The sequence below is a fragment of the Streptococcus rubneri genome, assembly GCF_004785935.1.
Classification (GTDB): Bacteria; Bacillota; Bacilli; order Lactobacillales; family Streptococcaceae; genus Streptococcus; species Streptococcus rubneri.
This window is the reverse complement of the sequence record NZ_SRRP01000001.1, coordinates 55,826-80,121: the sequence shown is the minus strand read 5'-3', so window position 1 is coordinate 80,121 and position 24,296 is coordinate 55,826. Positions and strand designations below refer to the sequence as shown.

Sequence of the window (24,296 nt, the reverse complement as noted above, 5' to 3'; positions counted from 1 at the left end):
CCAAACGCGGAACTCCTCTATGAAGGATGAGGCTTGAAATTAAAATCATGACCACCCGTCAAACGGGTGGTTTGTACCAGGGCTATAAGCCCAGATAACCAGCCAGCGCCTAAAGACGCTGGCTTTCACTTTGTTCAAGCCTTATTGCTCTTGACTCGTCACTTGCCTCTTAAAGAGGCTTGAGTATTACTTACCACTATCCCTAAAGGGATCCTCATATTCTTTTACACTTAATTTATCTAATGCTATATCATGCTTTTCCTGTTCCTAAATGTATTTCTTTATTGTGGCTTCATTAAGTCCAACTGTACTCACATAATATCCCTCTGCCCAAAAATGTCGATTCCCAAACTTATATTTAAGATTGGCGTGTTTATCGAACATCATTAGAGCGCTTTTCCCTTTTAAATATCCCATGAAACTTGCAACGCTAATTCTAGGTGGAATGCTCACTAACATATGAACATGATCTGGCATTAAATGGCCTTCAATAATCTCAACACCTTTATAACTACATAATCGATGGAATATTTCTCCCAAACTACTTCTATATTGATTATAGATCACTTTTCGTCTATACTTAGGGGTGAACACAATATGATATTTACACATCCATTTTGTGTGTGATAAACTATGTGCTTTTTGGGCCATATTTTTCTCCTTTCGCTTTACAATTGGCTTGAACACCTTAATTGTATCGCGTTTGGAGTTTTTTTGGTATAACCTTCGATGCGCACCCGCATCGCGGGTGGTTCTTTTGTCTCGCACCTAACGGAGCGAGACGGACTGAAAGTCACATAATAAGAAAACCAGGAAAAATAATTTTCCTGGTTTTCCTTTGAAGTCAAAGTATTTTTCCCGATTTCCCTTACGGCTAGAAATCCATTTCCCATCCATTCTAGGACTTTAACTGTTCTCTTTTCAGACCACCAAGATAGTTTTTCTAGGTTCTATACTCCGTATCTTCTGTATTTTTTAACAAGTCTTTCTACCCGTTTGATCTCTGCAGTGATGTCTGAACGGTTTTGCTCATGTAAAGCAATGGTTGCCTCATCAGCAATATCTAATAAATCACCTAATTCAAGCCATAATTTATCTTGGTAACGACGGAACAAATAGCTCCACACTCCGACTCCAACTGTCCATAAAAGAAGGACTGGCAAGAACAATAACATCCAACTTCCAATCACTACAAGCGATTCTTCTGCTTTAAATCCAAGTAAACGGATGACATGTACTGCTATTCCAAGCAAGCCTAGCATAGACAGGGCAAGAATCCAGCCCACAACTTTCATTCCTCTTGCGGGTGGGGTCTCTGATGGGAAGTCTACATCAATCCCACTCTCCCCTACTAAACCTTCTGCGATACCACGAAACTCTTGGATTTCATGTTTTTTCAATACCATGCGTCTAGGCACCATATAAAACATTATCATATTTCTTTCTCCTTTACATACGATAGGACCTATGAACTTCGTTTCCATCATACTCCAAAATGAGGTCGATTCCTATCAGGTAATTGTCACCTTATTCTTAGTGACGACCTATTTCATGATTTGCCCCATCATCCGCTACACTATATGCATGAACTATGAAGTCACCAATCAATCATATTCACTAGAGAATGAATAGATCCCATTCTAGCATCAGAAACCAACTGAAATCCTATCCTTATTTTTCTTTATTGACGATAGAAGTATTGATCCGCTGAATAGTTCCCAGCTGATTGGGTAACGACCAAGCGAGGCTTGCTCGTGTCTGACTGGTCTCCATCAGGGTTTTCAAACCCAATCTTAAAGAGACCAACAGCTGCACCAGTTTCTCCCACTCTCAACTCGACATAAGGGATTTTGCTAGTCTTATCTGAGTTTGCTACTGCTTTAATCCTTCCTTGTCCTTTGACTGTACCATCCGCCTGAATGACCATTTCCTGCCCCTTCGCATTGCGCCAGGTACCCACTAGACTTGAAAAGTCTCCACTATTAATCGCAGAAATATCCAGATCCACTTCTTTCTTTGGAGCAGGATAAGCTTCCCACCACTTGTCTTGGTAGGTTTGGAAAGAAGCTTGATGATAAAAGATGCGTCTCAAAGGAGAAACGATGCCATCAGGTCCTTGAACATTTTCAGGAATCAAGGTCATGATCAGCTCTTGTCCAGGACTAGTTCCTTTCGTACCTTCTTGCACAAAATAAACCTGATAGGTAGAGCCTGCTTTCCGAGGTTTCTTATCTTTATTGAGGACAAATTGGACATTCGTTGCTCCACTCCAAAAGATCCATCCTTTTTCTTTATCTGAACTAATGTAAGGAAAGACCGTCGTTCGATGATTATAAAAGTCTTCTGGACTATAGCCGTACAACTTGAAGCCCGAATCCGCAATCATCTTTTCAATATAATTATTGGTATATGTCCCTTCAAAAGTCGTTAAATCCCCATCCAAAACGTCGTCGTCAGGATCTGTTGATTTAAAGAAATCCTTCCGATTGGCAAAGACCATCTCATGATCGGGATCTTTATCTGACATGGTTACCGTAATAAGGGGATCTTTATCTGATTTGTATTTAAAGATACGAGCAGTGATGGTGAAATCCGTATTTCCATCTGACTTTTTCATCTGACTAGTAGAAACTTTATTGGCACCTTCTACTTTGAAATCCGTTGAGAACGTTGCTGATACAGGACCATCTTCTGTCTCGTAATCAATCTTCCAAGATTTCCCATCTTTTTGAATCTTGGCCTTATCACGCGCACTTGAGACATATTCACCAGACAGATCGATGGCTTTTTCCTTAGATGAAGACGAAGTCTTCGAGGTCTGATTGAACTCTTTTTGATGATCCGGTTGGATATTGGAGCTAGAGTAGAGATAGACTCCTCCAATTAGAACCACTGCACTCACAAAAGCGATGATCATCCAAAGATATTTCTTATCTAACTTTTTGATCATTTCAATACCTCCTTGGAATGGTAGTTACCTAATAGTATACCTCAAATTCTATTTAAAGCAAACTTTGACTGAAATTCATAAATTTTTTATCGTTTTTCGATACTTTTTTATTGACTAATTTTTTATAAGGAGTATACTATAAGTAAATAATAAAGAAACTTTAAGGAGGCTTACGATGAAAAACTCGAAAATCCTAAAAAATATCATTGAAGTCTTAACGGCTTTCATTTACTTCTGTGGCTTTATGACCGTGATAGCACTGGTCGTCCACCTGCTTTCACGTATGGGAGTGTTTAAAGATCTCATTCAAACAAGGCGCTTGTCCGTTAATGTGAATGGTATCCAACTTTTCCCAAAACATCCGCAACCTCTATGGCAATTGATCTTCCCAATTTTCTCAAGCGCTATCTATATTTATCTTTTTATTACCATTCGTAGCTTCCTCCAAAATCTCTACCAAGAAAAGATCTTTTCTCATTTTAATATAGAGCTCTGTAACCGAGCTTGGAAGGTCTTGCTGGTTTTAACCTTTATGTCCGGCACACTTGAAACCAGTGGCGATGTTTATCTCCTTCCCTTCACCTTCCAATTCTCCTTTAACTCGGATCTTCTCCTAGCCGTTGCAATTGTCTGGGCCCTTGGCAAGATTCTCGAAAGAGGGATTGAGATCGCTGAAGAAAATGAGCTGACCATTTAAGGAGGGGACCATGATTATCGTCAATTTAGATGTCATGCTGGCCAAGCGAAAGATGAAATCCAATGAGCTAGCCGACAAAATCGGCATTACGACAGCCAACCTCTCTATCCTCAAAACCGGCAAGGCCAAAGCCATCCGCTTCACAACCCTTGAAGCCATCTGCAAAGAACTTGACTGCCAACCAGGAGATATTCTGGAATACCGGCCAGATGAATAGGAAATGTATTAAGAAATGTAATTGGAGACTTTCCTTATAGACACAACAAAAGCACTCCCGTGGGAGTGCTTGAGAGCATAGACAATCTGTTTTTCCTTACAAATCAAATATATTCTATAAAAATTAAAAAATTTATTCGTAAGAATTATTCAATCATCTACTAAAACTTTCCGTCGTGAGAAAAGTGCTAGAAACAATTGTGTTTCTAGCACTCGGGAGTTTTGGAACCCAGAGTCCAAAACTAAGTCATGGAACTTCTTCGAAGTTCGCTGACGTCCGTACTCACCTAAGGAAAGTTTTTTAGATAGCTTTGTCTTCAATATAAAGCACTCCCGCGGGAGTGCTTTTCATCTACAATTATCGTTTAGCCGATGATGCTTCCATTTGGTACAGATGGATCAACCGTTAAGACTGTTAATTGATCTCCGTGTTCTGCGGAAAGAATCATACCTTGGCTGACATATTTCTTCATCATCTTCCGTGGTTTGAGGTTAGCCACGATTTGGAGTTTCTTGCCGACCAATTCTTGTTCATTTGGATAGAATTTCGCGATACCAGAAAGGATTTGACGGTCTTCGCCATCTCCTGCATCTAGGCGGAAGCGAAGCAATTTGTCTGATCCTTCGACGCGTTCCACTTCTTTGACTTCTGCTACACGGATTTCAACCTTGTCAAAGTCTTCAAATTTGATCTCATCTTTTTCAGACTTGAGTTCCACTTCTTCTGGAATCCATTCTTTTTCTTGTGGTTTGCCTGCAGTCATTTGAGATTGGATATAGGCAATTTCTTCTTCCATGTCGAGACGTGGGAAGATTGGAGTTCCTTTGGCAACCACTGTGACATTTTCAGGGAAGCCTGCTAGGGTCAAGTTTTCAAGATCGAAGTCCAAGCCCAAGCCAAGTTGTTCCATGATGGCATTTGAGGTGTTCATCATGAATGGTTGGATCAAATGAGCCACGACACGAAGGCTAGCTGCCAAGTGAGCCATGACCGCTGCCAATTGTTCCTTGTCGCCATCTTCTTTAGCCAGTACCCAAGGAGCTGTCTCATCGATGTACTTGTTGGAACGAGAGATGATGTTCCATACGGCTTCCAAAGCGCGTGGGTAATCAACCGCGTTCATTTGCTTGTGATATTCTGCGATGTTTTCTTCAACCACCTTAGCCAAATCGGCATCAAATGCGGTAACATTTTCGACATAAGCAGGAACTTGACCACTAAAGTATTTATTGATCATGGCTACCGTCCGGTTGAGGAGGTTTCCAAGGTCATTGGCCAATTCATAGTTAATACGAGCCACGTAGTCTTCTGGTGTGAAGGTACCATCTGAACCAACTGGCAAACTGCGCATGAGGTAGTAACGGAGCGGATCCAAGCCGAAGCGTTCCACCAACATTTCTGGGTAGATGACATTTCCTTTAGACTTAGACATCTTGCCGTCTTTCATGACAAACCAACCATGGGCAATCAAACGTTCTGGCAATTTAACATCCAACATCATGAGAAGGATTGGCCAGTAGATGGAGTGGAAACGAAGGATGTCTTTTCCGACCATGTGGAAGACGGTTCCGTTCCAGAACTTGTCAAAGTTTTCATGATCTTCTTGACCGTAACCAAGAGCTGTTACGTAGTTGAGAAGGGCATCAATCCATACATAGACCACGTGTTTTGGATTGGATGGAACTGGCACACCCCAGGTAAAGGTGGTCCGAGATACCGCCAAATCTTCCAAACCTGGCTCGATGAAGTTTTTCAACATTTCATTGAGACGACCATCTGGCGTGATGAAATCAGGTTGGGATTTGAAAAATTCAACCAAACGGTCTTGGTATTTGCTGAGACGAAGGAAATAAGATTCTTCAGAAACCCATTCTACTTCGTGTCCTGATGGGGCTACCCCACCGATGACCTTGCCATTCTCATCACGGTATACCTCAGCCAATTGGCTTTCTGTAAAGAACTCTTCATCAGAGACTGAATACCAGCCAGAGTACTCACCTAGGTAGATGTCGTCTTGCGCAAGCAAGCGTTCAAAGACTTGGGCCACCACTTTTTCATGGTAATCGTCTGTCGTACGGATGAATTTATCATATGAGATATCGAGTAATTGCCAGAGTTCTTTCACTCCAACCGCCATCCCATCTACATAAGCTTGCGGCGTAATCCCAGCTTCTTCTGCTTTCTGCTGGATCTTTTGACCGTGCTCATCAAGACCAGTCAGGTAGAAAACATCGTAGTTCATCATGCGTTTGTAACGCGCCAAGACGTCACAGGCGATGGTTGTGTAAGCTGAACCAATATGCAATTTACCAGATGGGTAATAGATAGGGGTTGTGATGTAGAATGATTTTGTCATTTTCTTTTCCTTTCAAGGCTAATGAAACCTTATGTACTAACACTTCATTATATCATTTTTAGGAGTCCCTGAAAACCCAAAGAAGCTAGGATCCAGAAGGGACAAACAAAAAGCTGACCGAAGTCAGCTTTCTATGATTGATAACAAATCCCGCTAGACTTGCCTCGCTTTGGCATTTCTAGGATCGGGATAAAAATATCCACTGGATAAGCCTCGCTTTTGCGTTTTCAGGCTCGGGATAAAAATATCCACTGGATATTTTTATTTTCCAAGATAGTATTCTTTTACAACGTTCAATTTTTCGTCAAATTCGAATACCAATGGTGGGAAGTTAGGGATTTCCACGTCCATGATTTCGTCATCTGACAATTGTTTGATGTGTTTTACAAGGGCACGGATTGAGTTACCGTGTGCTCCTACGAATACGTTTTTACCATCTTTAAGAGCTGGAGCGATTTTATCTTCCCAGAATGGAAGGGCACGTTCCAAAGTAACTTTCAAGTTTTCAGCATCTGGAATCACTGAATCGTCAAGTGAGGCGTAACGACGGTCAGTGTGTGCTGAGTGTTCATCATCACGGTCCATTGCAGGAGGCAATACATCGTATGAACGACGCCAGATGTGAACTTGCTCATCACCAAATTGTTCAGCAGCTTCTGCTTTGTTTTTACCAGTCAAACCACCGTAGTGACGTTCGTTCAAGCGCCATGATTTTTCAACTGGAACCCACAATTGGTCAGCAGCTTCAAGAGCCAAGTTAGTAGTTTTGATCGCACGTTTCAATACTGAAGTGTAAGCTTGGTCAAATTCGATACCAGCTTCTTTGATCAATTTACCAGCGTCGATCGCTTGTTGTGTACCTTTTTCAGACAAATCAACATCAGCCCAACCAGTGAAAAGGTTAGCTTTGTTCCATTCAGACTCACCGTGGCGAGCAAAAACCAATTTTACCATTTGATGGATCTCCTTTTATTTTCCGAGGTTCCCCTCGTTTATCTATTCTATTCTACTAGATTTTGAGGGAAAAATCTAGTCTTAACAGAGCTAGATCGAAGATTTCGTGAAAATTTTATCAATTCTTTTTCATGGACATTTACAAGTCGCTCTCACCAGATTCTAAATCCTGCCTCTTCCACCCTCTTTCCACAAGCCAGACTAAACAAAAAACCTCTAAAAAGAGGTTTGCTTACAATTGCTTCTTCTGGCATTCCGGACAAAGGCCATAAACTGTAGTTTGGCACTTGGTAATGACGTAGCCACTTTTTTTTCTCGCTTCCGCTCTCACGTCTGGAACTTCGATGTCAACATCATCAATCTTCCCACATCGTTCACAAATCAAATTCAGATGATCATGTCCCATAAAGTCAAAGTAAGTCGTGGTGTCATTGCGAACTTTTATTTCAGAGACAAAGCCTTCTTCAATGAGGACCTTAAGATTGTTATAAACGGTTGCTAGACTCATATTAGGAAAGGCAGGTTTCAAGTCCTGATAGATGGCATCCGCACTTGGATGTTCCTGACTTTTGACAAGATAGGAAAGGACAGCCCGACGCGTCTCTGTAATCCGTACAGATTTTTCACGCAGGTGTTGCAATACATCTTCCACTTTTTCTTGTTGAACGGAATCGAGCCTTAAACAAGCTAGCATGGTCTTTCCCCTTTCTGTCTCTTCTTTTAGACTATTATATCACGAATGCACAAATTTGCCTAATTAGAATGTTTGTAAATAAGAAAGAGGCTGGGACAAAAGTCCTAGCCTCTCAATTGTCTTTGGATTATCGAGCAAGACGCAGTGGTTGAGTGGGCTCTACTACGCTGATTTCATCAGCTTTTACAGCCCTACTCAACTGTGCGGAGGTGGGACGACGAAATCGAAGTCTAACGAATTACCGATTTCTGTCCCACTCTCTTTTGTTTTCTATTCTTAACTTCCCCAATTAAGGATCCATCTCATAGTTCCTAGTAAGACTTTGATAAAGAGGAACATAAAGAAGAGTTCCACAATAAACCATAGACCTTTCAATAGATAAATAATTGGCTTAATCATGAGCAGTAAAAAGATTCCAACAATCCATCTCATGGTCCACCCTCCATTTCTCACTTTTTTCTATTATACTCCTATTTATAGGCCCTGTCTAGAAACTACTCCAAAACAAAAAGTTCCTTCTAGCAAGCTAGAAGGAACCTTTGTAATCACAATTATTTAACTGCGTCTTTAAGAGCTTTACCAGCTTTGAATGCTGGAACTTTAGAAGCAGCGATTTTGATTTCTTTACCAGTTTGTGGGTTGCGACCTTTACGAGCTGCACGTTCACGAACTTCGAAGTTACCAAAACCGATCAATTGAACTTTTTCACCTTTTGAAAGGTATTCTGTAACTGCTGCAAATACAGCATCAACTGCTGCTGCTGAGTCTTTTTTAGTCAATTCTGTAGCTTCTGCCACTTTTGCGATCAAATCTTGTTTGTTAGCCATTTAACAAATCCTCCAAATTTTTTTGGGTTTTCCCCTTAACATCTCTATCATATCTAAAAAATGCTTTTAGGTCAAGTAGTAAACTTGTTTTTATCAACATTTATCTAGGAATAAATTGCCCTATTGATAGGCATCTAGGCAAAGCGAACCAAAACAGCCCAAGCATCCTCCCCAGTGTGGGTTTGAATGATTGAACCTGTTTCCAAAACAGAAATTGGAGCTGCAACCAAAGGCTGTAATTGCGCCTTCATTTCGTTAGCAAAGTCAGGCCCACCAGCATAGGAAATCCCTATCTCAGCAATTTCTTTACCGGATAGGTCTTGCATCAACTCGTCCAACCATTTTTTAAAGGTCTTCTGTCCGCGTCCTTTGACAATCGGTTGCAGTTCATCGTTCTTCATTTCCATGACAACCCGAATATTCAAAAGGGAACTCAATAAACCAGTTACGCGTCCAATCCGGCCTCCTTTAACCAGGTTTTCCAGTGTAGAAACTCCAATGTAGAGTCTAGATTTTTGCTTGACCTCTTCAATGCGAGCTACAATTTCCTCTACGCTAGCACCTTCTTGAGCCAGTTTCGCTGCTTCTACCACTTGGAACTTCATGGCCTGGTCCGTAAAGCTACTATCGATCACCGTTACATCTGCATTGGCTAAGGTAGCTCCTTGACGTGCAGCTTCCACTGTACCAGATAAGGCATGGGACATATGGATTGCAATAATTTGCGCTCCTTCTTGAGCCAATCCTTCAAACGTTTCCGCAAACACACCTACTGGAGGTTGACTAGTCTTTGGAAGGTTTTTACTGGATTTCATCAACTGAAGGAATTCTCCTTCGGTTAATTCCGCATCTGAGTAGAGGACACCATCCACCATAACAGAGAGGGGAACGATGGTAATTCCGTATTTTTCAACAACTTCAGGCTCAATCGTAACGGATGAGTCTGTAACAATTTTTACTTGTGACATAACATTCCTACAATCTTTTCTTAGATATATCCATTCTATTATATCAAATTTTCTAGGCTTTTGTGGGACAAAGTCCTATTTACTTAATCATCGATAGCTGCAAATCCCCCATTTAGCAAAGCAACATCGGCCTTCATTCCACTTTCATCAAAGAGAATGCCATGGAGGACGCCACCATAAACAGCTCCACCATCCATACCAATCTTCCCATCTTCGGTCACCCAGAGTTTTTTGGTTCCAATCTTTTGATCCAAGAGATAGTGGACGGGAGTATGACCGAAAACAATGGTCTTTCCTGTCTGATTGGTCGCTTCATGGAAGGGTTGGCGAATCCAGACTTTCTGATAATCTGTCGTTTCGTGCCAATCAGGCAAGGTTAAGTCAAGGCCAGCATGCACAAAAATATAGTGTTCTGTTTCATAGACAAAAGGAAGCGAACGGATGAAAGCAACTAAGTCCCCACAAGTCTCTTGCACTAGCCGAGCATCCTCCACTCCATCTACTGGTGCTGTGAGGGGGCGACCAAGCAGAGAGTTAATCGTGGTATCACCACCATTTCGTCGGTAATGGTCGTAGCGTTCGGTCGGGTTATCAATCCAGGCTAAAAACATGTATTCGTGGTTCCCAGAGAGACAGATTGCCCCTTGCTGTTCGACAAAATCTTTGACCAGTTCGAGCACTCTACGACTATCTTCTCCACGGTCTATCAGATCTCCGAGAAAAACTAACTGGGACTGACCATCCCAATGGGTCATTAGTTCCTCCAGCATACCTGCTTTCCCATGAATGTCTCCCACTACGAAATAGCTTCCCATATCAGTTCCTTTCTTCTTAGGACGGCCGTTTTAGCAATTGTTCTGCCTGCATGCGGGCTGCTTCTGTCACATCTTCACCAGCTAGCATCTTAGCTACTTCTTCGACCCGCTCTTCATGACTGAGCAAACGAACGGTCGAAACCGTTGAAAATTCATCACTTACTTTTTCGATAAAGAACTGGTAATCGGCTACTGCAATCACCTGAGGCAAATGAGAGATGGCTAGCACCTGTCCATAACGCCCAATCTTATAAATCTTCGAAGCAATGGCTTGAGCGACCCGACCAGATACCCCTGTATCCACCTCGTCAAAGACGATACTGGTCTTGCCTTCTTTGCGGGAAAAGGCTGACTTGATGGCCAACATGAGACGGGACAATTCCCCACCTGATGCTACTTTTACCAAAGGCTTAAAGTCCTCCCCAGGGTTGGTCGAAATATAAAACTCAACCGTTTCGTTCCCTTCACGGTTAAATTTAGATGGAGTAAAACGCACTTGGAAACGGGCTTTTTCCATGTAGAGATCCGCTAGTTCCTGCTGGATCTCTGCTTCCAGCTGCTGGGCCAAGTCATGACGCCCTTGACTCAGTTCTTTAGCCAAGCCAACCAGCTGACCTTCCATGGACTTGAGTTCTTTCTCTAAGTCTTCAGAAGAGGTTCCCCCTCCTGTTAATAGGCTATATTCCTTGCTGATTTGTTCCAGATAATCAAGAACATCCTTTACCTGACCGCCGTACTTACGCGTGATCGAGTGGATCAGGTCTAATCGAGCTTCTACCTGCATCAAGCGGTTGCCGTCAAAGTCCAAGCCATCTACCAGATCCTCCAAGCGTTTGGTCAGATCTTCCAGAGTATAGTAGGTCTCAGCCAGTTGGTCAGACAAGGTCTTGTATTCTGGATCATACTCTTCGATACCTTGCAGATCATTCATGGCCGATCGAACATTGCTAAGACTGGAGAAGTCTTCTGCATCTAGCATAGCGTAGGCATTGCTTAGGGTATCCGCAATCATCTTATGATTGAGCAGGCGTTGCCGTTCTTGCTCTAACTGGACATCTTCATCCAGAGACAAGGCGACCGCCTCGATTTCCGAAATTTGGTATTCCAGCATCTCGATGCGAGCTTGGTTTTCCTGGTTATTTTTTTGGATCTGCAAGACCTGCTTACGCAAGGACTTATAATTTTCAAAGGTCTCTCTATAGGCCTTCTTCGTCGCAAAAAAAGCATCATCCCCAAAGCTATCTAGCATAGCGATATGCAATGGAGCCCGCATCAGTTCTTCCTGATCGTGCTGGCCATGAATATCTACCAAATGCTGGCCAACCGCCTTGAGAACGGAGAGGTTAACCATCTGCCCATTGATGCGACTGACACTCCGACCATTCTGGAAAATTTCTCTGCGAATAATCAACTCATCTGCCCATTCTAAGCCCTGCTCCTCAAAGAGCTGCTGAAGGGCACGGTTTTCATCAATCGCAAAGAGGCCTTCAATCTCAGCCTTAGGAGCACCGTGGCGGATAACATCAGTCGTCGCCCGGCTCCCCAGCATCATATTCATAGCATCGATAATGATGGATTTTCCTGCTCCAGTTTCACCGGTTAAAACCGTCATCCCCGTCTCAAAATTCAGAGCGATTTCTTCAATGATGGCAAAGTTTTTAATTGAAATTTCTAATAGCATCTCTCTCCTACCATTCCATCAATTGTTGTTCGATAAACTGTGCTTTTTCTTCCGAGCGGGCCACAATGAAAATACTATTATCGTCTGAAATCATACTAAAGATGATGGCATCAAAATCTTCCTGCAGATGCCGCTTGACTAAATAGGCTGTCCCTGGGACAAGCTTGAGGGTCAAAAAACTCCCCATGCGTTCAAACGATTGAAGATTATTTTCTGCTAATTTTCCACTATGTTGGACGCGTGGCAATTCATAGACATAGGCTGAACCTTTTAATGGTGTTTTAATAATCCCTAGCTCTTTAATATCACGGGAAACAGTCGCTTGTGTCGCAGAAATCCCTGCTTCTTTCAAATGCTCAACAATTGCATCCTGAGTACCGACCTTATTTTCACGAATAAAGCGGCGTATTTTTTCTAATCGGTTTTGTTTACTATTCATGTTTAAAATCAGTGTGGGCTTTGTCGACGACAGCTGCAAACTCTTGCTGATCGAGACAATTTTGCCCGGTATTTTTTTCTAAATAAAGTAAAAATTCAATGTTGCCATGGCCCCCTTGAATCGGTGAATAATCCACTCCTAAGACAGAGAAGCCATGTTCTAACGCAAAGCCTTGAACCTGTTCCAAGACGGACAGATGAACCTTGGCATCCTTGATAATCCCATTTTTCCCAATCTGCTCCCGACCAGCTTCAAACTGGGGCTTGACAAGAGCGACCACCTGGCCTCCTTCTTGTAAAATCCCATGGAGGGCAGGCAAGATGAGATTGAGGGAAATAAAACTAACATCAATGCTAGCAAAACTTGGTCTATGCTCAAAATCCTCAGACGTCGCATAGCGGAAGTTGAACTGCTCCATCGAGATAACACGAGGATCCTGACGGAGTTTCCAAGCCAACTGATTGGTCCCTACATCCACTGCATAGACCAAGGCGGCTCCATTTTGGAGCATGACATCCGTAAAGCCCCCTGTTGAGGCACCAATATCTAGCGTGACCTTATCCTGCAAGTTAATCTCAAAAAGGTCCAAGGCCTTTTCTAACTTGAGACCACCGCGACTGACATATTTGAGTTTTTCACCCTTGAGTTTTAGTTCAGTCGCTTCATCAATTTTTTCACCTGGTTTATCGAAGCGCTCGCCATTATGGACCGCAATGACCAAACCGGCCATCACACCGCGTTTGGCCTGCTCCCGGGTTTCAAATAGTCCCTGCTTGTAGGCCAGTACGTCAACTCTTTCCTTGACCATGAATTCTAAGTCTTTCTATTATGTTCTTGATTCCAGTCCCATCGAAGGAAACTTGATTAGAAATGCGATCGAGCAAGTCCTCACAGGCATCCAACTCCCGATCCAAATAAGCCTGCGCTCCATCTAGACCAAGTAGTGCGGGATAGGTTGATTTTTCAGCCTGCAGGTCCTTCTGAGGGGTTTTTCCTAAAGAGGCAAAATCGGCTGTCACATCCAAAATATCATCCCGAATCTGGAAAGCCAACCCTAAATGGAGGCCAATTTCCTCTAAGAGAGTCGCAACAGCTGGCTCAAGCTCTAAAAGGATCCCCGCAGCTTGGAAAGGATATGCTAGCAGTCGTCCCGTCTTATTGGCATGGATGACTTGCAACTGGTCCAAGGTCAGGCTCGCTCCTTCCCCTTCCATATCCAAGACTTGGCCTGCTACCATCCCAGCTGTCCCTGAAGCATCCGATAATAAGGCGATCAGTTGCACCCGGATAGAAGCTGGAAGATCCGCTTCTGCCACACAGCCAAAGGCATCCAAGAAGAGCGAGTCTCCTGCTAAGATGGCTAAGTCTTCACCAAATTTTTTGTGGTTGGTCAATTGACCACGACGATAATCATCATTATCCATCGCTGGTAGATCATCATGGATCAAGCTTCCCGTATGGATCATTTCAAGAGCGACTGCTACCTGAAAATGAGCCTCAAGGATTGGAGCATGAAAGGCCTCTAGTAATTCCAATAAGAGCAAAGGCCGAATCCGTTTGCCCCCTGCATGGACTGAATAAAGGATGGATTCTACCAAGCGGGGAGCGATTTGTTTGGTCTCGTAGAAACCTTCAATCGCTCTTTCAACCCCTTGCAGTTTTTCTTCTAAAATCATACCAGTTCCGTTTCTGAGCCATCTGCTTGCATCACCTTGACCAAGGTCTTTTCAGCCTGATCTAGCGTTTCTTGCAACTCTTTTGATAGCTTCATTCCTTTCTGAAATTCTGAAATGGCCTCCTCGAGGGGCACTTGCCCACTTTCCAATTTTTGGACAATGGCTTCCAAATCAGCTAAATTTTCTTCAAATTTCTTTTCTTTCGACATGCTTTACCTCTACTTCTACTTGCCCATCCCGCATGACTAGCGTCAAGGCATCCTTTTCTTTGATTGTATCTACACTATCCAGAACATGATCTCCAGCCTGCACCAAGGCGTAGCCTCTAGCCACGATACGACTGGTATCCAACATCAAGAGAGCTTCTGATAAGCGCTTGGCATCTGCTACTTTTGTCTGGTAGAGCTCCTTGATTTTCAAGGTCATCAGTCGCTCCATTTGGAGAATCTGGTCTCGATAGCGCTCCAGCTGATGCTGAGGTGCTTGTGAGGCCAATCGATGGCGGAGTTCTTGTAACTGATGGCTATTTCTGGTAATTGACTCTGACACAGCCTGTTTCAGTCGCAACTGAATCTGATCTAATTTTTGCAGATAAGAATCATACAACCGCTCTGGTTGACGGAAGATGACCGATTGGCTCAGTTTTTGCAGGCGCTCCCGATTATATACTAGGCGGTTGCGCATAGCGGTTGCCATCCGCCCCTCCTGCTTCTGCAAATGATTGAGTAGGTCCAACTTGGTCACAGGCGTTGCTAACTCAGCCGCAGCTGTTGGAGTGGCTGCCCGGCGATCTGCTACAAAGTCTGCCAGGGTGGTGTCTGTCTCATGGCCCACACTGGAAATAATGGGAATTCTGGACTCAAAAATAGCCCTCACAACTGGCTCTTCATTAAAGGCCCACAGGTCCTCAATCGAACCCCCACCACGACCGATGATCAAGACATCTAGGTCCATCCGAGCATTGGCCTTTTGGATATTGGCAACAATTTCTTGAGCAGCTCCCTCTCCTTGTACCTTGGTTGGAAAAAGGAGAATCTCTACACCAGGAAAACGCCGAGTGACAGTGGTGATGATATCTCGAATAACAGCCCCACTCTGACTGGTAATAACCCCGATTTTATTGGAAAACTGGGGAATGGCCTGTTTGAACTTCTCTTGAAAGAGCCCTTCTTCCTGGAGTTTCTTTTTCAACTGCTCAAACTGAAGGGCCAAAGCACCGACTCCATCTGGCTCCGCCTTTTCGATGACAATGGAATAACTCCCACTTGGCTCATAGAGTTGGATCCGACCGATAACATTGATTTTCATGCCTTCTTCTAGCTCAAAACCAAAACTCTTATAGATTCCAGCCCAGACAGTCGCCTGAATCACAGCCTTTTCATCCTTTAGAGAGAAATACTGGTGATTGGGACGCTTCCGAAAATTCGAAACCTGACCCGTCAAATAGACCCGCTCCAGATAGGGGTCCTTATCAAATTTCAACTTGAGGTATTTGGTCAGACTGGATACCGATAAATAGTTGGACATAGGAACTCCTTTCTGCAGAATATGATCAAGTTTAATTATACCAAAAAACGCCAAAAAAGGCTGGTAGACAAACGAAATCATGAATTTCCTTTCTCTACAATCCTCATTTTATTCAAGTCATTTTCTACTAGTCTATTTTAAACCAGCTTCCCTATTTGTCACACTTCTCTAATCGTTCAATAAAGGAGCTAAGAAGTGCTTGGGGCTCCCCTTCATTTGGATAGGCATAACTAATATAGAAGACTGTTTTTTCCTCTTCAACCAGGGGAATTTTGACAAGATTTGGATATTCTGGAAAAAGAGTCAGAACGGTCATGAGGCCAATTCCTAAATTTTCTTCGATGAAACTCAAAACCTATTTAGGATACAACAAAAAGACAAGTCTCAGGACTTGTCTTCTTTAGGAGATTTTTATATACCTATTTTTGATAGGCTTTTACAACTAAATCGACCCCTTCATCTGCTTTGAAGGTATAAACAGGGTTCTCAGTCGTTTCATAAAAGGTCATTGATAGAGTTTTACCATCCACGAATACTTCAATTGAGTTGGTATCTCGAAGAATCGAGAAATGATAATCCTTTTCACCATCCAACTGAATCCATCTTGATTGAAATTCTGGGCTTTCTTTTCCAGAAATGAGATGTCCAAATTGGTCTCGACTCAAGCTAAAGCGTTTATTGGAGGCATCGTAAATCAATTGCAAGGCACTATCAACATCGGATTCATCCCCATATTTTAGGATAAAGGAGCGACCTGATTTGGAATCTATCTCAAATAATGTTTGTTTCCCTCTAGCCGGGATCATGATCTGATTGCCCTTAACAATGGTTTCTGGTGCATTCTCTACAAGAAAGTGATTTTTCACAGACTCAGGTAGCTCCTGAACCAATCTTCCGTCTTTCAAGCCTAATTTTCTAGGAATCGTCATGCTTCCTGCCCAACCATGACCTAAGTCATGACTAGGGATGGAACGTTGCCACATTTGCATCCAAGCAACCATGTATCGTTCGCCATTTGGTCCTTGACAAGTTTGAGGAGCATAGAAATCCAAGCCACCATCAATTTCATCATATGTATCGACAAAAAACTGACCCGTTTCCCAATTCATGTCACCGATAAAGGCAACAGTCGAATTTAAATTCCAGTATTTTTCTTGCTGTCTTTCCATTTCAATGGGAGACAGAATCAAGACCCATTTACCATCTAAGGGAAAGAAATCCGGACATTCCCACATGATACCTTGCCCTTTTTCACCTTCCAGTAAGACTGATTTAAAGCTCCAGTCCTCTAGATTACTTGACGCAAACAAGAGAATTTGCCCTCGATCATCTACTGTTTTGGAAGCAACTACAGTATAATAGATTCCTTGGTATTCAAAGACTTTGGGATCACGAAAATCAGCAATATCTGCGATACCCTCAATATGCTGCACATGGATCACTGGGTTGGCTGGCAATTTTGCGAAAGTAACTCCATCCGTTGAAACTGCAAGACACTGGGTCTCTTCTCGCTTCTCCTCATCATCTATATGACCAGTATAAAGCAAATAGAGCTTGTCATCTTTCACAATAGCACTTCCTGAGAAACAACCATCTTTATCATAGTTTTCACTTGGTGCTAAAGCTACTGGTAATTCTTCCCAATGGAGGAGATCTTTTGACTTAGCATGCCCCCAATGCATAGGTCCCCAAACACTATCATAGGGATAGAATTGGTAAAACAAATGGTATTCCCCACGGAAATAAACAAAGCCATTAGGATCGTTCATCCAGCCAATTGGAGGTAGTAAGTGAAAGGATCCTCTATATTGCTGGTCAACCTTCTCCCTGTTTTCATCGATATACTGATTCGCTTTTCGAATAGTTTCCCTCATACTTATCACCTACTTAATACCTGTTCCAGACCCACCTAAACCTTGAATAATATATTTTTGTGCTACGATATATACTAGAATAAGTGGAATTGTAGAAATTGTCAAAACAGCCATCACTTGATTAATATAAACTGGTTGAGTTGTATTAATGGTTGTAATCGCAACCTGCATTGAAAATTTTGAAGAATCGGTTAACACCATCAATGGCCAGATATAATCATTCCAACTAGAAATAAAGGAAAGAACACCGACTGTGGCAACTGCTGGTTTCGACATAGGCAACATAATCTTGAAAAAGATCCGCAAGATACTTGCACCATCTATTTTTGCAGATTCGATAATTTCTTCTGGAATGGCAATAAAGAAGTTTCGGAAAAGATAGATATTAAAGACACTAGCTAATCCAGGGATAATAACCGCTAAACGATTATTGACTAAGCCAAGTGAATTAATAATTGTAAATTGAGGAATCAAAACTGTTTCAATCGGAATAATTAACAAGGCTAATAAAAATCCAAACAGAATTTTTTTACCTGTAAAATTAATTTTTGCAAATGCAAATCCCGCTAAGGCATTAACAATAATAGAACCAAGTGCAAATGTTCCTGCATAAAAAATACTGTTCCCCAGGTATGTTAGAATACTAAAACGCGAAAGAACTTCTTGGTATGGTTTAAACCAATCAGCTGGATTTAAACTAGGTAAGAATGCTTTCCAACTTGTTAAATTCTTGTACACATCTGCTTCTGGTTTCATAGCTGAAACCACCATCCAGATCATAGGAAATAGAAAGAGGCCTGCTAATAGAATTAATAAAATATATTCTAAAATAGTAGTCGGTTTTAAACGTTTCATCCTAATCGTCCTCCTTCAAAACTCGCCGTTGTACAAGACTAATCATACCAATCAATGTTGTAAATACTAGGGCAATAGAACTTGAATAACCAACGAGACGGTCTGTGAAACCTTGTTGGTAAATATAATATACCATAGTGATTGTCGAGTTCAGAGGTCCACCTTGAGTCATGACCATTGGCTGCACAATCAATTTAAAGGCTGAAATCAACGTTGTCAATAGGACAAACAAGGCCGTTGGTTTTAATAAAGGCATTGTGATATATCTAAATTGAGCCCATTTTGAAAATCCATCCAACTCTGCCGCCTCATAAATATCTTGTGGAATATTTTGCATTCCTCCAAGGAATAACAACATTTGATACCCTGCACCTTGCCATGCAGAAACAAATACAATGGCATACATGGCCTGTTTTGGACTTGTCAAAAATGGTTGTGAAGAAATACCAATTTTATTCAGTAGAGCATTGAGCAAACCATTATTTGGATTTAACAAGTATAACCAGAGGATAGATATAACGACAAGAGACATCACAACAGGAGCAAAAAATGCTACCTTAAAGAACATATTTCCTTTACGTTTCTTATTAACAATTAAGGCCATACCGAGAGCCGCTCCAAGTTGCACTGGAATAATCCAAACTACAAATTTCAAGGTATTCAAGAAACTTTTTATAAAGATTGGATCTTGTGCTAAGCGCATAAAATTTTGTAGCCCTACAAATTTTCTGTCCTCTGGGGTCAATAGGTAATAATCTGTAAAGGCATAATAGATGACCATACCAACAGGTATCACTAAAAAGATAAAAAGTAATAGTAAGGCTGGAGCTAAAAAGCTATAGCCCATAATATTTTCTTTAAGACGTTCTTTCTTTTTTGTTTCGACTTTCTTTGTTTCGCTCATTGTTCGTCTCCTAAGATGAAATCATTAAATAAAATAAGGTGGAAGGTACATTTCATAACTTTCCTTCCACCTTTTGAATATCAACTATTTATTTAAAGATTGGTCGATTGCTGTTTGCATTTCTTTCGTACGAGCATCTAATACTTTTTGTACATCTGGATTATCTTTATAATAGCTGATATCTTGCATCGCTTGTTGGAAAGCGCGTGAAACTTGTGGATAAGCTACTACAACTGGACGAGGATGAGCTGATGCAGCATTTTGTTCCATCAAGAAGCGCAATGGTTCAGATACTTTATCCTTAATATTTTTAATTGTTGATTTTCTGATTGGAAGAACACTGTTCCCCAAGCTTATAATTTCACTAGATTCTGTATTTGTTGCAAACTTAACAAATTCAGCAGCAGCTTCTTTTTTATCAGATTTTGTCGTAACAGCTAATTGCCAACTACCTGAAGGTGAGACCAATTTCTTCGTTTTATCTGAAACTGGATAAGGAAGAATACCAAAATCAATATCTTTGTAATTTGTTTGTAGATCCCCAATCGTCCAAGACCCGCTTAGAACCATCGGATACTCACCTGTTTCAAATCCTTTTTCAACAGGACTAACTGTAGTGTAATCCTCTTTTACTAGATTTTGAATAAATTGAACAGCTTCAACACTTTCCTTACTGTTGAAGTAACCTTCAGCTTTTGTCCCTTTAGAATTTACTACAGACCCACCATTTGACCAAATAAGTGGCATATAAGCATATGGTAACATCTCATCATTTGAATTCAAACGGAAATCTATTGCTGGTTTATTAAAATGATCTTTTAATTTTTTAGCAATAGTATTAAACTCAGACCATGTCCATGGTTTTTCAAGGGTTGGCAAACTCGCTTCATCAATTCCTGCTTCCTTAAACATCTTTTTGTTATAGTAAACACCTACATTTGATTCAGAAAAACCAAACGCATAGAATTTACCATCATAAGTTCCCTGTTGCTTAATACTGTCCAGTACATCATCCATGTCATTGTCCTTTAGATAATCATCCAAGGGAGCAATCACTTTTGATTTTGCATAGGCAGCAGTATTTGGTCCATCTAGCGTAATAACATCTGGTAAACTATTTGTCGTAATAGCAGCGTTTACCTTATCTTCATATCCTCCACCGCTACCACTACGTGGAATATACTCTGTCACAACCTTGTATTTGGTTTTCTTTGACTTGTTGAAATTATCAACAACTTGTTGCCAAGCTTTTCCCTCAGCTGTTTCATCTGAGAATTGAACCCAGACTTTTATTTCGTCCGAAGAACTTGCAGTTTTGGATTTTGATCCCCCACCACATCCTGCAAGCAATCCTAATGATAGTGCTGCAACTACAGATAACTTAATACCTTTACGCATAGCGTCCTCCTTTTTGAAACGTTTCATTTTTTATTTGTTTTTTTAACTCAAGCTAAAATAGTTGAGTTTTTTGAAACGTTTCATTTTATGACTAAATTATAACAGCGCTTTCATAATTTGTCAAGCACTTTTTATAATTTTTTTGTTGTGTTTCCTTCAAAAAAATGTACCGGTAAACTAATTACATTCTGATCTATTTTTTCTTCACGAATTAACTTAAGCAATAGTTCAACTGCTGCTTGAGCCATCTGAGCTATTTGTTGAACAATCGTAGAAAGTAAGTAAGGTTGATCAAAAGCTGGTCTTAATCCATCAAAACCAATAATCTGATAATCTTCTACAGGAGTTTTTCCCATCTCCCCTAAAACTTTTATCACACGAAGGGCCATAAAATCATTTACTGTGAAAATCCCATCAATCTGAGGATGCTTTTCAAAAAAGGTTCTTATTTGCTCTTCTGCTTGATTCAGTGGTTCCGGCATTTCAAGACAATAAAGGTTCGTATTTTTCTGTTTAGCCTCCGCTTTGAAACCTCTCCCCCGTTCCGTTGTTTCATTCAAATGTTTGTTCACACCACTAATGTAAGCTAGATTTTGACAATCGCGTTTGACTAATTCGCGACAAGCTAGTTGACCGCCATGAAAATTTTCAGAAGTTACGTAATAGACATTTTCAGAAAAATGACGGTCAATACTGACAAAAGGTAAATTTGATGAAACATACTTATCAATATCTGAATAGGTGATCCCTATAATTCCATCTACTTTATTTTTCTCAAGTAATTTTATGTATTCTATCTCATTTTTAGAATCTTTATCAGCATTACAAATTAATAATTTATATTGATTTTTTAATAGTTCTTTTTCAACATGATAAGCAAATTCAGAAAAGAAAGGATGCCATATAGTTGGAATGAGTAAAGCAATAATATTACTACGATTCGTTTTTAATCCTCTCGCATATTCATCTGGGACATAAGAAAGTTTTTCAATTGCTTGTTGAACTTTTTTTAAGGTCACCTCTTTAATGCCTTTTTCATTATTGATGACACGAGAGACTGTCCCAACACTAACTCCAGCTTCTGCTGCAACATCCTTCATGGTAATGGATTTTTTCTTTTCATTCATTTTTTCACCTCCTTTCATCCATACTATCATGAAAACGTTTCATTTTCAACATTTTCGTTTAAATTGTCACTCCACTTCTTCATCCATTTTGGGATTTCTTTGCTAATGTTTGTCGGTAAAACTACATAAGCTTCCTTGCTCAAGTCTTCAGCAATAGCTGAATGAAGGTAGGTCGCGACTGCCACGCGCTCATAGAGTCCAACTTGTGGAAATTGACCCGCAAAGCCTGCGATCATGCCTGCCAAAGTATCGCCCATTCCTCCAGTTGCCTGATAAGGACCACCAACTGTTAGTTGGTAAAAATCTACTTGCCCTTGTTTCCAGATTTTGGTCTGGGGACCCTTTTGGACCAGAATACTTGCTGGAGGAAGTTGGGATAGAGCCAGCCTTGTTACTTCTTCCTCTTGGTCTCCAATCGCTATACCTGACATGGCCTCCCATTCTTTTTGATGAGGGGTAAAGACGAGCTGAGCTTGAGGAAGAGGCAAAGCTAAGCGCGTATAGAGGCTAATAGCTCCGCCATCTAGAATGAGCACTTGATGAGGCTGAACCTTATCAAAAACTAGCTCTACAAGGTGTGCCCCTAGCTCATTGTCCATGAGACCCGGCCCCAATAAAATAACGCCTGCTTTTGCGATTTGCTCAGTCAATAACTCTTGGTCAGTCACAGCAAATGCCATAGCTTCGGGTAGCTGACTATGAAGGGCAGGGATATTCTCCCGGTCTGTCGCAACCGTGACGAGGCCCGCTCCACTATGAACAGCTGCTATGGCAGCCATCATAATAGCTCCCCCGTAAGGGTAAGTTCCTCCAATCAAGAGAAGACGACCATAGTCTCCCTTGTAGGAGTCTGACGGACGACTAACAATAACTTGTTGTAGCAATGTTTGGTCAACTCTTAACATAAGCTTTCCTTCTTTCTCTCTTTATTTTATCACGTTTAGAATAAAAAAAGGCAGGAAAGCAAGTTCCAACCTCCAAAATTTTTCTAATCATTCTACAGCTACAAACACTGTCCCGACTTCATCCAAACTGGTTTATTTTCTCAAGGCCCGAACAGCTGCCTCATAGGTCTGAGACATGAGCATGGTAATCGTCATAGGACCAACGCCACCTGGTACTGGAGTGATGTAGCTCGCTAGAGGAGCTACCTGTTCATAGTCCACATCTCCACAGAGCTTCCCATTTTCGTCACGGTTCATACCGACATCAATAACGACAGCTCCCTCTTTAACAAAGTCAGCTGTAACAAATTTTGCACGACCGATTGCCACCACTAAGATATCGGCTTTTCTAGCAATTTTAGCTAAATGATGAGTCCGCGAATGGGTCAAGGTCACCGTTGCATTTTTTGCTAGAAGAAGCTGGGCCATTGGTTTTCCAACGATGTTGGAACGGCCAATGACGACTGCATTTTTCCCTTCGACATCAATATCGTATTCCCGGAACATTTCCATGATCCCAGCAGGAGTTGAGGGAACCATGACCGGATTGCCAGCCCAAAGATGCCCCATATTGAGAGGGTGGAAGCCGTCGACATCCTTATTGGGATCAATGGCTAGTAAGACAGCCTCATCATCGATATGTGCTGGTAGAGGCAACTGGACCAAAATACCATGCCAGAGGGGATCCTGATTATACTGTTCAATCAAGGCCAAAAGTTCTTCCTGACTGGTAGACTCCGCTAGACGAACCACTTCACTTCGAAAACCTGCTGCAAGAGCTGAACGCTCCTTATTACGGACATAAACCTGACTGGCAGGATTTTCCCCTACTAGAATAACCACCAAACCAGGCACCTGTCCCGTCTTTTCTCTTAAACGAGCTGTCTTTTCCGCCAATTCTTCTTGTAACTTTAGCGCTAAGGCTTTCCCATCAATTACTCTCGTCATCTCTTTCTCTTTTCTATTCCATATTCTCTCCATTATAACAGATTTACCAAGTTCGGCCTAACATTTCTTGAATAGAACACCCTATAGTTATAAGCTATACCATGATCGATTGTAGCAAAAAAGAGACTAGATGCTCTAGACTCTTGATTGGTACTTCTTAGTACAATAATTCATAGATTTCCATAGCGATCAAGTCAATGCTATCGAATGTATAGGTCTCACGAGCTTCTACATCACGAAGAGTAAATACTGATCCATTTTCTTCATCATAGTTGTAAGCCACTTCAGCAACTACAACTCCTTCACGTTCAAAATTACGTTTTAAGTTTCCACCATCTTTCGTCATCGCTTCTAGACGATTGATAATTCGTACCAAATGTGATTCCATTTTGATTCTCCTATTTACTTTCTACTCTCCTATTTTATCATAAAAGAAGGAGGAAAT

At 41.4% G+C, this 24,296-nt stretch carries 25 protein-coding genes and 1 pseudogene; 2 read left to right on the top strand and 24 right to left on the bottom strand.

Features of this window, described 5'->3' with window-relative positions:
• Nucleotides 1–186 precede the first annotated feature (186 nt).
• From tnpA to E5S68_RS00475, 3 genes and pseudogenes are all read right to left on the bottom strand, one after another.
• Nucleotides 187–651 (bottom strand): annotated as a pseudogene (gene tnpA / locus E5S68_RS00485) (IS200/IS605 family transposase).
• A gap of 299 nt (nt 652–950) precedes the next feature.
• Nucleotides 951–1,436, bottom strand: coding sequence for a hypothetical protein (locus tag E5S68_RS00480; protein WP_135781894.1), 486 nt, complete (start codon nt 1,434–1,436; stop codon nt 951–953).
• Nucleotides 1,437–1,681: 245 nt separating this feature from the next.
• Nucleotides 1,682–2,950, bottom strand: coding sequence for a DUF6287 domain-containing protein (locus E5S68_RS00475; protein ID WP_135781893.1), 1,269 nt, complete (start codon nt 2,948–2,950; stop codon nt 1,682–1,684).
• Nucleotides 2,951–3,125: 175 nt separating this feature from the next.
• Here E5S68_RS00475 and E5S68_RS00470 point away from each other — a divergent pair, with 175 nt between their 5' ends.
• On the top strand, nt 3,126–3,647 hold the full coding sequence (locus E5S68_RS00470; protein WP_135781892.1) for a DUF2975 domain-containing protein: 522 nt from the start codon (nt 3,126–3,128) through the stop codon (nt 3,645–3,647).
• 10 nt (nt 3,648–3,657) lie between these two features.
• Nucleotides 3,658–3,864 carry a helix-turn-helix domain-containing protein gene (locus E5S68_RS00465; RefSeq protein ID WP_003006064.1) on the top strand — a complete coding sequence of 69 codons (207 nt, stop codon included), beginning with the start codon at nt 3,658–3,660 and terminating at the stop codon, nt 3,862–3,864.
• Nucleotides 3,865–4,228: 364 nt separating this feature from the next.
• On the opposite strand, the gene metG is transcribed toward E5S68_RS00465, so the two are convergent.
• The 21 genes from metG to E5S68_RS00355 form a co-directional block, all read right to left on the bottom strand.
• Nucleotides 4,229–6,220, bottom strand: coding sequence for a methionine--tRNA ligase (gene metG / locus E5S68_RS00460; RefSeq protein ID WP_135781891.1), 1,992 nt, complete (start codon nt 6,218–6,220; stop codon nt 4,229–4,231).
• Nucleotides 6,221–6,481: 261 nt separating this feature from the next.
• Nucleotides 6,482–7,174, bottom strand: a complete 693-nt coding sequence (locus E5S68_RS00455) for a phosphoglycerate mutase (protein ID WP_125335247.1) — start codon at nt 7,172–7,174, stop codon at nt 6,482–6,484.
• 232 nt (nt 7,175–7,406) lie between these two features.
• Entirely contained in the window at nt 7,407–7,868 is a 462-nt protein-coding gene (locus E5S68_RS00450) for a Fur family transcriptional regulator (RefSeq protein WP_135781890.1), read from the bottom strand.
• 276 nt (nt 7,869–8,144) lie between these two features.
• Nucleotides 8,145–8,300, bottom strand: a complete 156-nt coding sequence (locus E5S68_RS10495) for a hypothetical protein (RefSeq protein WP_167470816.1) — start codon at nt 8,298–8,300, stop codon at nt 8,145–8,147.
• 119 nt (nt 8,301–8,419) lie between these two features.
• Nucleotides 8,420–8,695 carry a non-specific DNA-binding protein Hbs gene (locus tag E5S68_RS00440; RefSeq protein ID WP_002896125.1) on the bottom strand — a complete coding sequence of 92 codons (276 nt, stop codon included), beginning with the start codon at nt 8,693–8,695 and terminating at the stop codon, nt 8,420–8,422.
• 134 nt (nt 8,696–8,829) lie between these two features.
• Nucleotides 8,830–9,663: a DegV family protein gene (locus tag E5S68_RS00435; RefSeq protein WP_135781889.1), complete on the bottom strand. Its 834-nt coding sequence runs from the start codon at nt 9,661–9,663 to the stop codon at nt 8,830–8,832.
• Nucleotides 9,664–9,746: 83 nt separating this feature from the next.
• The gene (locus tag E5S68_RS00430; protein ID WP_135781888.1) at nt 9,747–10,478 is read right to left on the bottom strand and encodes a metallophosphoesterase; all 732 of its coding nucleotides are present in this window, start codon (nt 10,476–10,478) and stop codon (nt 9,747–9,749) included.
• A gap of 16 nt (nt 10,479–10,494) precedes the next feature.
• Complete coding sequence (gene recN / locus E5S68_RS00425) at nt 10,495–12,159, bottom strand: DNA repair protein RecN (protein WP_135781887.1); 1,665 nt, start codon at nt 12,157–12,159, stop codon at nt 10,495–10,497.
• Between the two features lie 7 nt (nt 12,160–12,166).
• Entirely contained in the window at nt 12,167–12,598 is a 432-nt protein-coding gene (locus E5S68_RS00420; protein ID WP_135781886.1) for an arginine repressor, read from the bottom strand.
• Complete coding sequence (locus E5S68_RS00415) at nt 12,591–13,406, bottom strand: TlyA family RNA methyltransferase (RefSeq protein ID WP_061563686.1); 816 nt, start codon at nt 13,404–13,406, stop codon at nt 12,591–12,593. Before E5S68_RS00415 ends, E5S68_RS00420 begins: the two co-directional genes overlap by 8 nt.
• Entirely contained in the window at nt 13,387–14,274 is an 888-nt protein-coding gene (locus E5S68_RS00410; protein ID WP_135781885.1) for a polyprenyl synthetase family protein, read from the bottom strand. The genes E5S68_RS00415 and E5S68_RS00410 overlap by 20 nt, the downstream gene beginning before the upstream one ends.
• Nucleotides 14,271–14,483, bottom strand: a complete 213-nt coding sequence (locus tag E5S68_RS00405; RefSeq protein WP_023022495.1) for an exodeoxyribonuclease VII small subunit — start codon at nt 14,481–14,483, stop codon at nt 14,271–14,273. Before E5S68_RS00405 ends, E5S68_RS00410 begins: the two co-directional genes overlap by 4 nt.
• Nucleotides 14,461–15,801 carry an exodeoxyribonuclease VII large subunit gene (gene xseA / locus E5S68_RS00400; RefSeq protein ID WP_135781884.1) on the bottom strand — a complete coding sequence of 447 codons (1,341 nt, stop codon included), beginning with the start codon at nt 15,799–15,801 and terminating at the stop codon, nt 14,461–14,463. Before xseA ends, E5S68_RS00405 begins: the two co-directional genes overlap by 23 nt.
• A 419-nt stretch (nt 15,802–16,220) precedes the next feature.
• Nucleotides 16,221–17,675 (bottom strand): glycoside hydrolase family 32 protein, encoded by a 1,455-nt coding sequence (locus E5S68_RS00390; protein ID WP_135781883.1) that lies wholly within the window; start codon nt 17,673–17,675, stop codon nt 16,221–16,223.
• Nucleotides 17,676–17,684: 9 nt separating this feature from the next.
• Nucleotides 17,685–18,530: a carbohydrate ABC transporter permease gene (locus tag E5S68_RS00385; RefSeq protein WP_023026462.1), complete on the bottom strand. Its 846-nt coding sequence runs from the start codon at nt 18,528–18,530 to the stop codon at nt 17,685–17,687.
• Between the two features lies 1 nt (nt 18,531).
• Nucleotides 18,532–19,434 (bottom strand): carbohydrate ABC transporter permease, encoded by a 903-nt coding sequence (locus E5S68_RS00380; RefSeq protein WP_135781882.1) that lies wholly within the window; start codon nt 19,432–19,434, stop codon nt 18,532–18,534.
• A gap of 84 nt (nt 19,435–19,518) precedes the next feature.
• Nucleotides 19,519–20,832 carry an ABC transporter substrate-binding protein gene (locus E5S68_RS00375; RefSeq protein WP_135781881.1) on the bottom strand — a complete coding sequence of 438 codons (1,314 nt, stop codon included), beginning with the start codon at nt 20,830–20,832 and terminating at the stop codon, nt 19,519–19,521.
• Nucleotides 20,833–20,963: 131 nt separating this feature from the next.
• The gene (locus E5S68_RS00370; protein WP_135781880.1) at nt 20,964–21,959 is read right to left on the bottom strand and encodes a LacI family DNA-binding transcriptional regulator; all 996 of its coding nucleotides are present in this window, start codon (nt 21,957–21,959) and stop codon (nt 20,964–20,966) included.
• 26 nt (nt 21,960–21,985) lie between these two features.
• A complete protein-coding gene (locus E5S68_RS00365) occupies nt 21,986–22,864 on the bottom strand; it encodes an NAD(P)H-hydrate dehydratase (RefSeq protein ID WP_135781879.1) in 879 nt (292 codons plus the stop codon).
• 132 nt (nt 22,865–22,996) lie between these two features.
• Entirely contained in the window at nt 22,997–23,851 is an 855-nt protein-coding gene (locus E5S68_RS00360) for a bifunctional methylenetetrahydrofolate dehydrogenase/methenyltetrahydrofolate cyclohydrolase (RefSeq protein ID WP_167470815.1), read from the bottom strand.
• A gap of 157 nt (nt 23,852–24,008) precedes the next feature.
• Nucleotides 24,009–24,239 carry a DUF1797 family protein gene (locus E5S68_RS00355; protein ID WP_135781877.1) on the bottom strand — a complete coding sequence of 77 codons (231 nt, stop codon included), beginning with the start codon at nt 24,237–24,239 and terminating at the stop codon, nt 24,009–24,011.
• Between the last annotated feature and the right edge of the window lie 57 nt (nt 24,240–24,296).

Bases quoted from the DNA above. Each gene is read 5' to 3' on its own strand.
- recN (WP_135781887.1), bottom strand. From the start codon at position 12,159: ATGCTATTAGAAATTTCAATTAAAAACTTTGCCATCATTGAAGAAATC.
- E5S68_RS00450 (WP_135781890.1), bottom strand. From the start codon at position 7,868: ATGCTAGCTTGTTTAAGGCTCGATTCCGTTCAACAAGAAAAAGTGGAA.
- E5S68_RS00410 (WP_135781885.1), bottom strand. From the start codon at position 14,274: ATGATTTTAGAAGAAAAACTGCAAGGGGTTGAAAGAGCGATTGAAGGT.
- E5S68_RS00440 (WP_002896125.1), bottom strand. From the start codon at position 8,695: ATGGCTAACAAACAAGATTTGATCGCAAAAGTGGCAGAAGCTACAGAA.
- E5S68_RS00390 (WP_135781883.1), bottom strand. From the start codon at position 17,675: ATGAGGGAAACTATTCGAAAAGCGAATCAGTATATCGATGAAAACAGG.
- E5S68_RS00420 (WP_135781886.1), bottom strand. From the start codon at position 12,598: ATGAATAGTAAACAAAACCGATTAGAAAAAATACGCCGCTTTATTCGT.
- metG (WP_135781891.1), bottom strand. From the start codon at position 6,220: ATGACAAAATCATTCTACATCACAACCCCTATCTATTACCCATCTGGT.
- E5S68_RS00405 (WP_023022495.1), bottom strand. From the start codon at position 14,483: ATGTCGAAAGAAAAGAAATTTGAAGAAAATTTAGCTGATTTGGAAGCC.
- xseA (WP_135781884.1), bottom strand. From the start codon at position 15,801: ATGTCCAACTATTTATCGGTATCCAGTCTGACCAAATACCTCAAGTTG.
- E5S68_RS00465 (WP_003006064.1), top strand. From the start codon at position 3,658: ATGATTATCGTCAATTTAGATGTCATGCTGGCCAAGCGAAAGATGAAA.
- E5S68_RS00480 (WP_135781894.1), bottom strand. From the start codon at position 1,436: ATGATAATGTTTTATATGGTGCCTAGACGCATGGTATTGAAAAAACAT.
- E5S68_RS00370 (WP_135781880.1), bottom strand. From the start codon at position 21,959: ATGAATGAAAAGAAAAAATCCATTACCATGAAGGATGTTGCAGCAGAA.
- E5S68_RS00375 (WP_135781881.1), bottom strand. From the start codon at position 20,832: ATGCGTAAAGGTATTAAGTTATCTGTAGTTGCAGCACTATCATTAGGA.
- E5S68_RS00415 (WP_061563686.1), bottom strand. From the start codon at position 13,406: ATGGTCAAGGAAAGAGTTGACGTACTGGCCTACAAGCAGGGACTATTT.
- E5S68_RS00475 (WP_135781893.1), bottom strand. From the start codon at position 2,950: ATGATCAAAAAGTTAGATAAGAAATATCTTTGGATGATCATCGCTTTT.
- E5S68_RS00360 (WP_167470815.1), bottom strand. From the start codon at position 23,851: ATGACGAGAGTAATTGATGGGAAAGCCTTAGCGCTAAAGTTACAAGAA.
- E5S68_RS00435 (WP_135781889.1), bottom strand. From the start codon at position 9,663: ATGTCACAAGTAAAAATTGTTACAGACTCATCCGTTACGATTGAGCCT.
- E5S68_RS00385 (WP_023026462.1), bottom strand. From the start codon at position 18,530: ATGAAACGTTTAAAACCGACTACTATTTTAGAATATATTTTATTAATT.
- E5S68_RS00430 (WP_135781888.1), bottom strand. From the start codon at position 10,478: ATGGGAAGCTATTTCGTAGTGGGAGACATTCATGGGAAAGCAGGTATG.
- E5S68_RS00355 (WP_135781877.1), bottom strand. From the start codon at position 24,239: ATGGAATCACATTTGGTACGAATTATCAATCGTCTAGAAGCGATGACG.
- E5S68_RS10495 (WP_167470816.1), bottom strand. From the start codon at position 8,300: ATGAGATGGATTGTTGGAATCTTTTTACTGCTCATGATTAAGCCAATT.
- E5S68_RS00365 (WP_135781879.1), bottom strand. From the start codon at position 22,864: ATGTTAAGAGTTGACCAAACATTGCTACAACAAGTTATTGTTAGTCGT.
- E5S68_RS00380 (WP_135781882.1), bottom strand. From the start codon at position 19,434: ATGAGCGAAACAAAGAAAGTCGAAACAAAAAAGAAAGAACGTCTTAAA.
- E5S68_RS00470 (WP_135781892.1), top strand. From the start codon at position 3,126: ATGAAAAACTCGAAAATCCTAAAAAATATCATTGAAGTCTTAACGGCT.
- E5S68_RS00455 (WP_125335247.1), bottom strand. From the start codon at position 7,174: ATGGTAAAATTGGTTTTTGCTCGCCACGGTGAGTCTGAATGGAACAAA.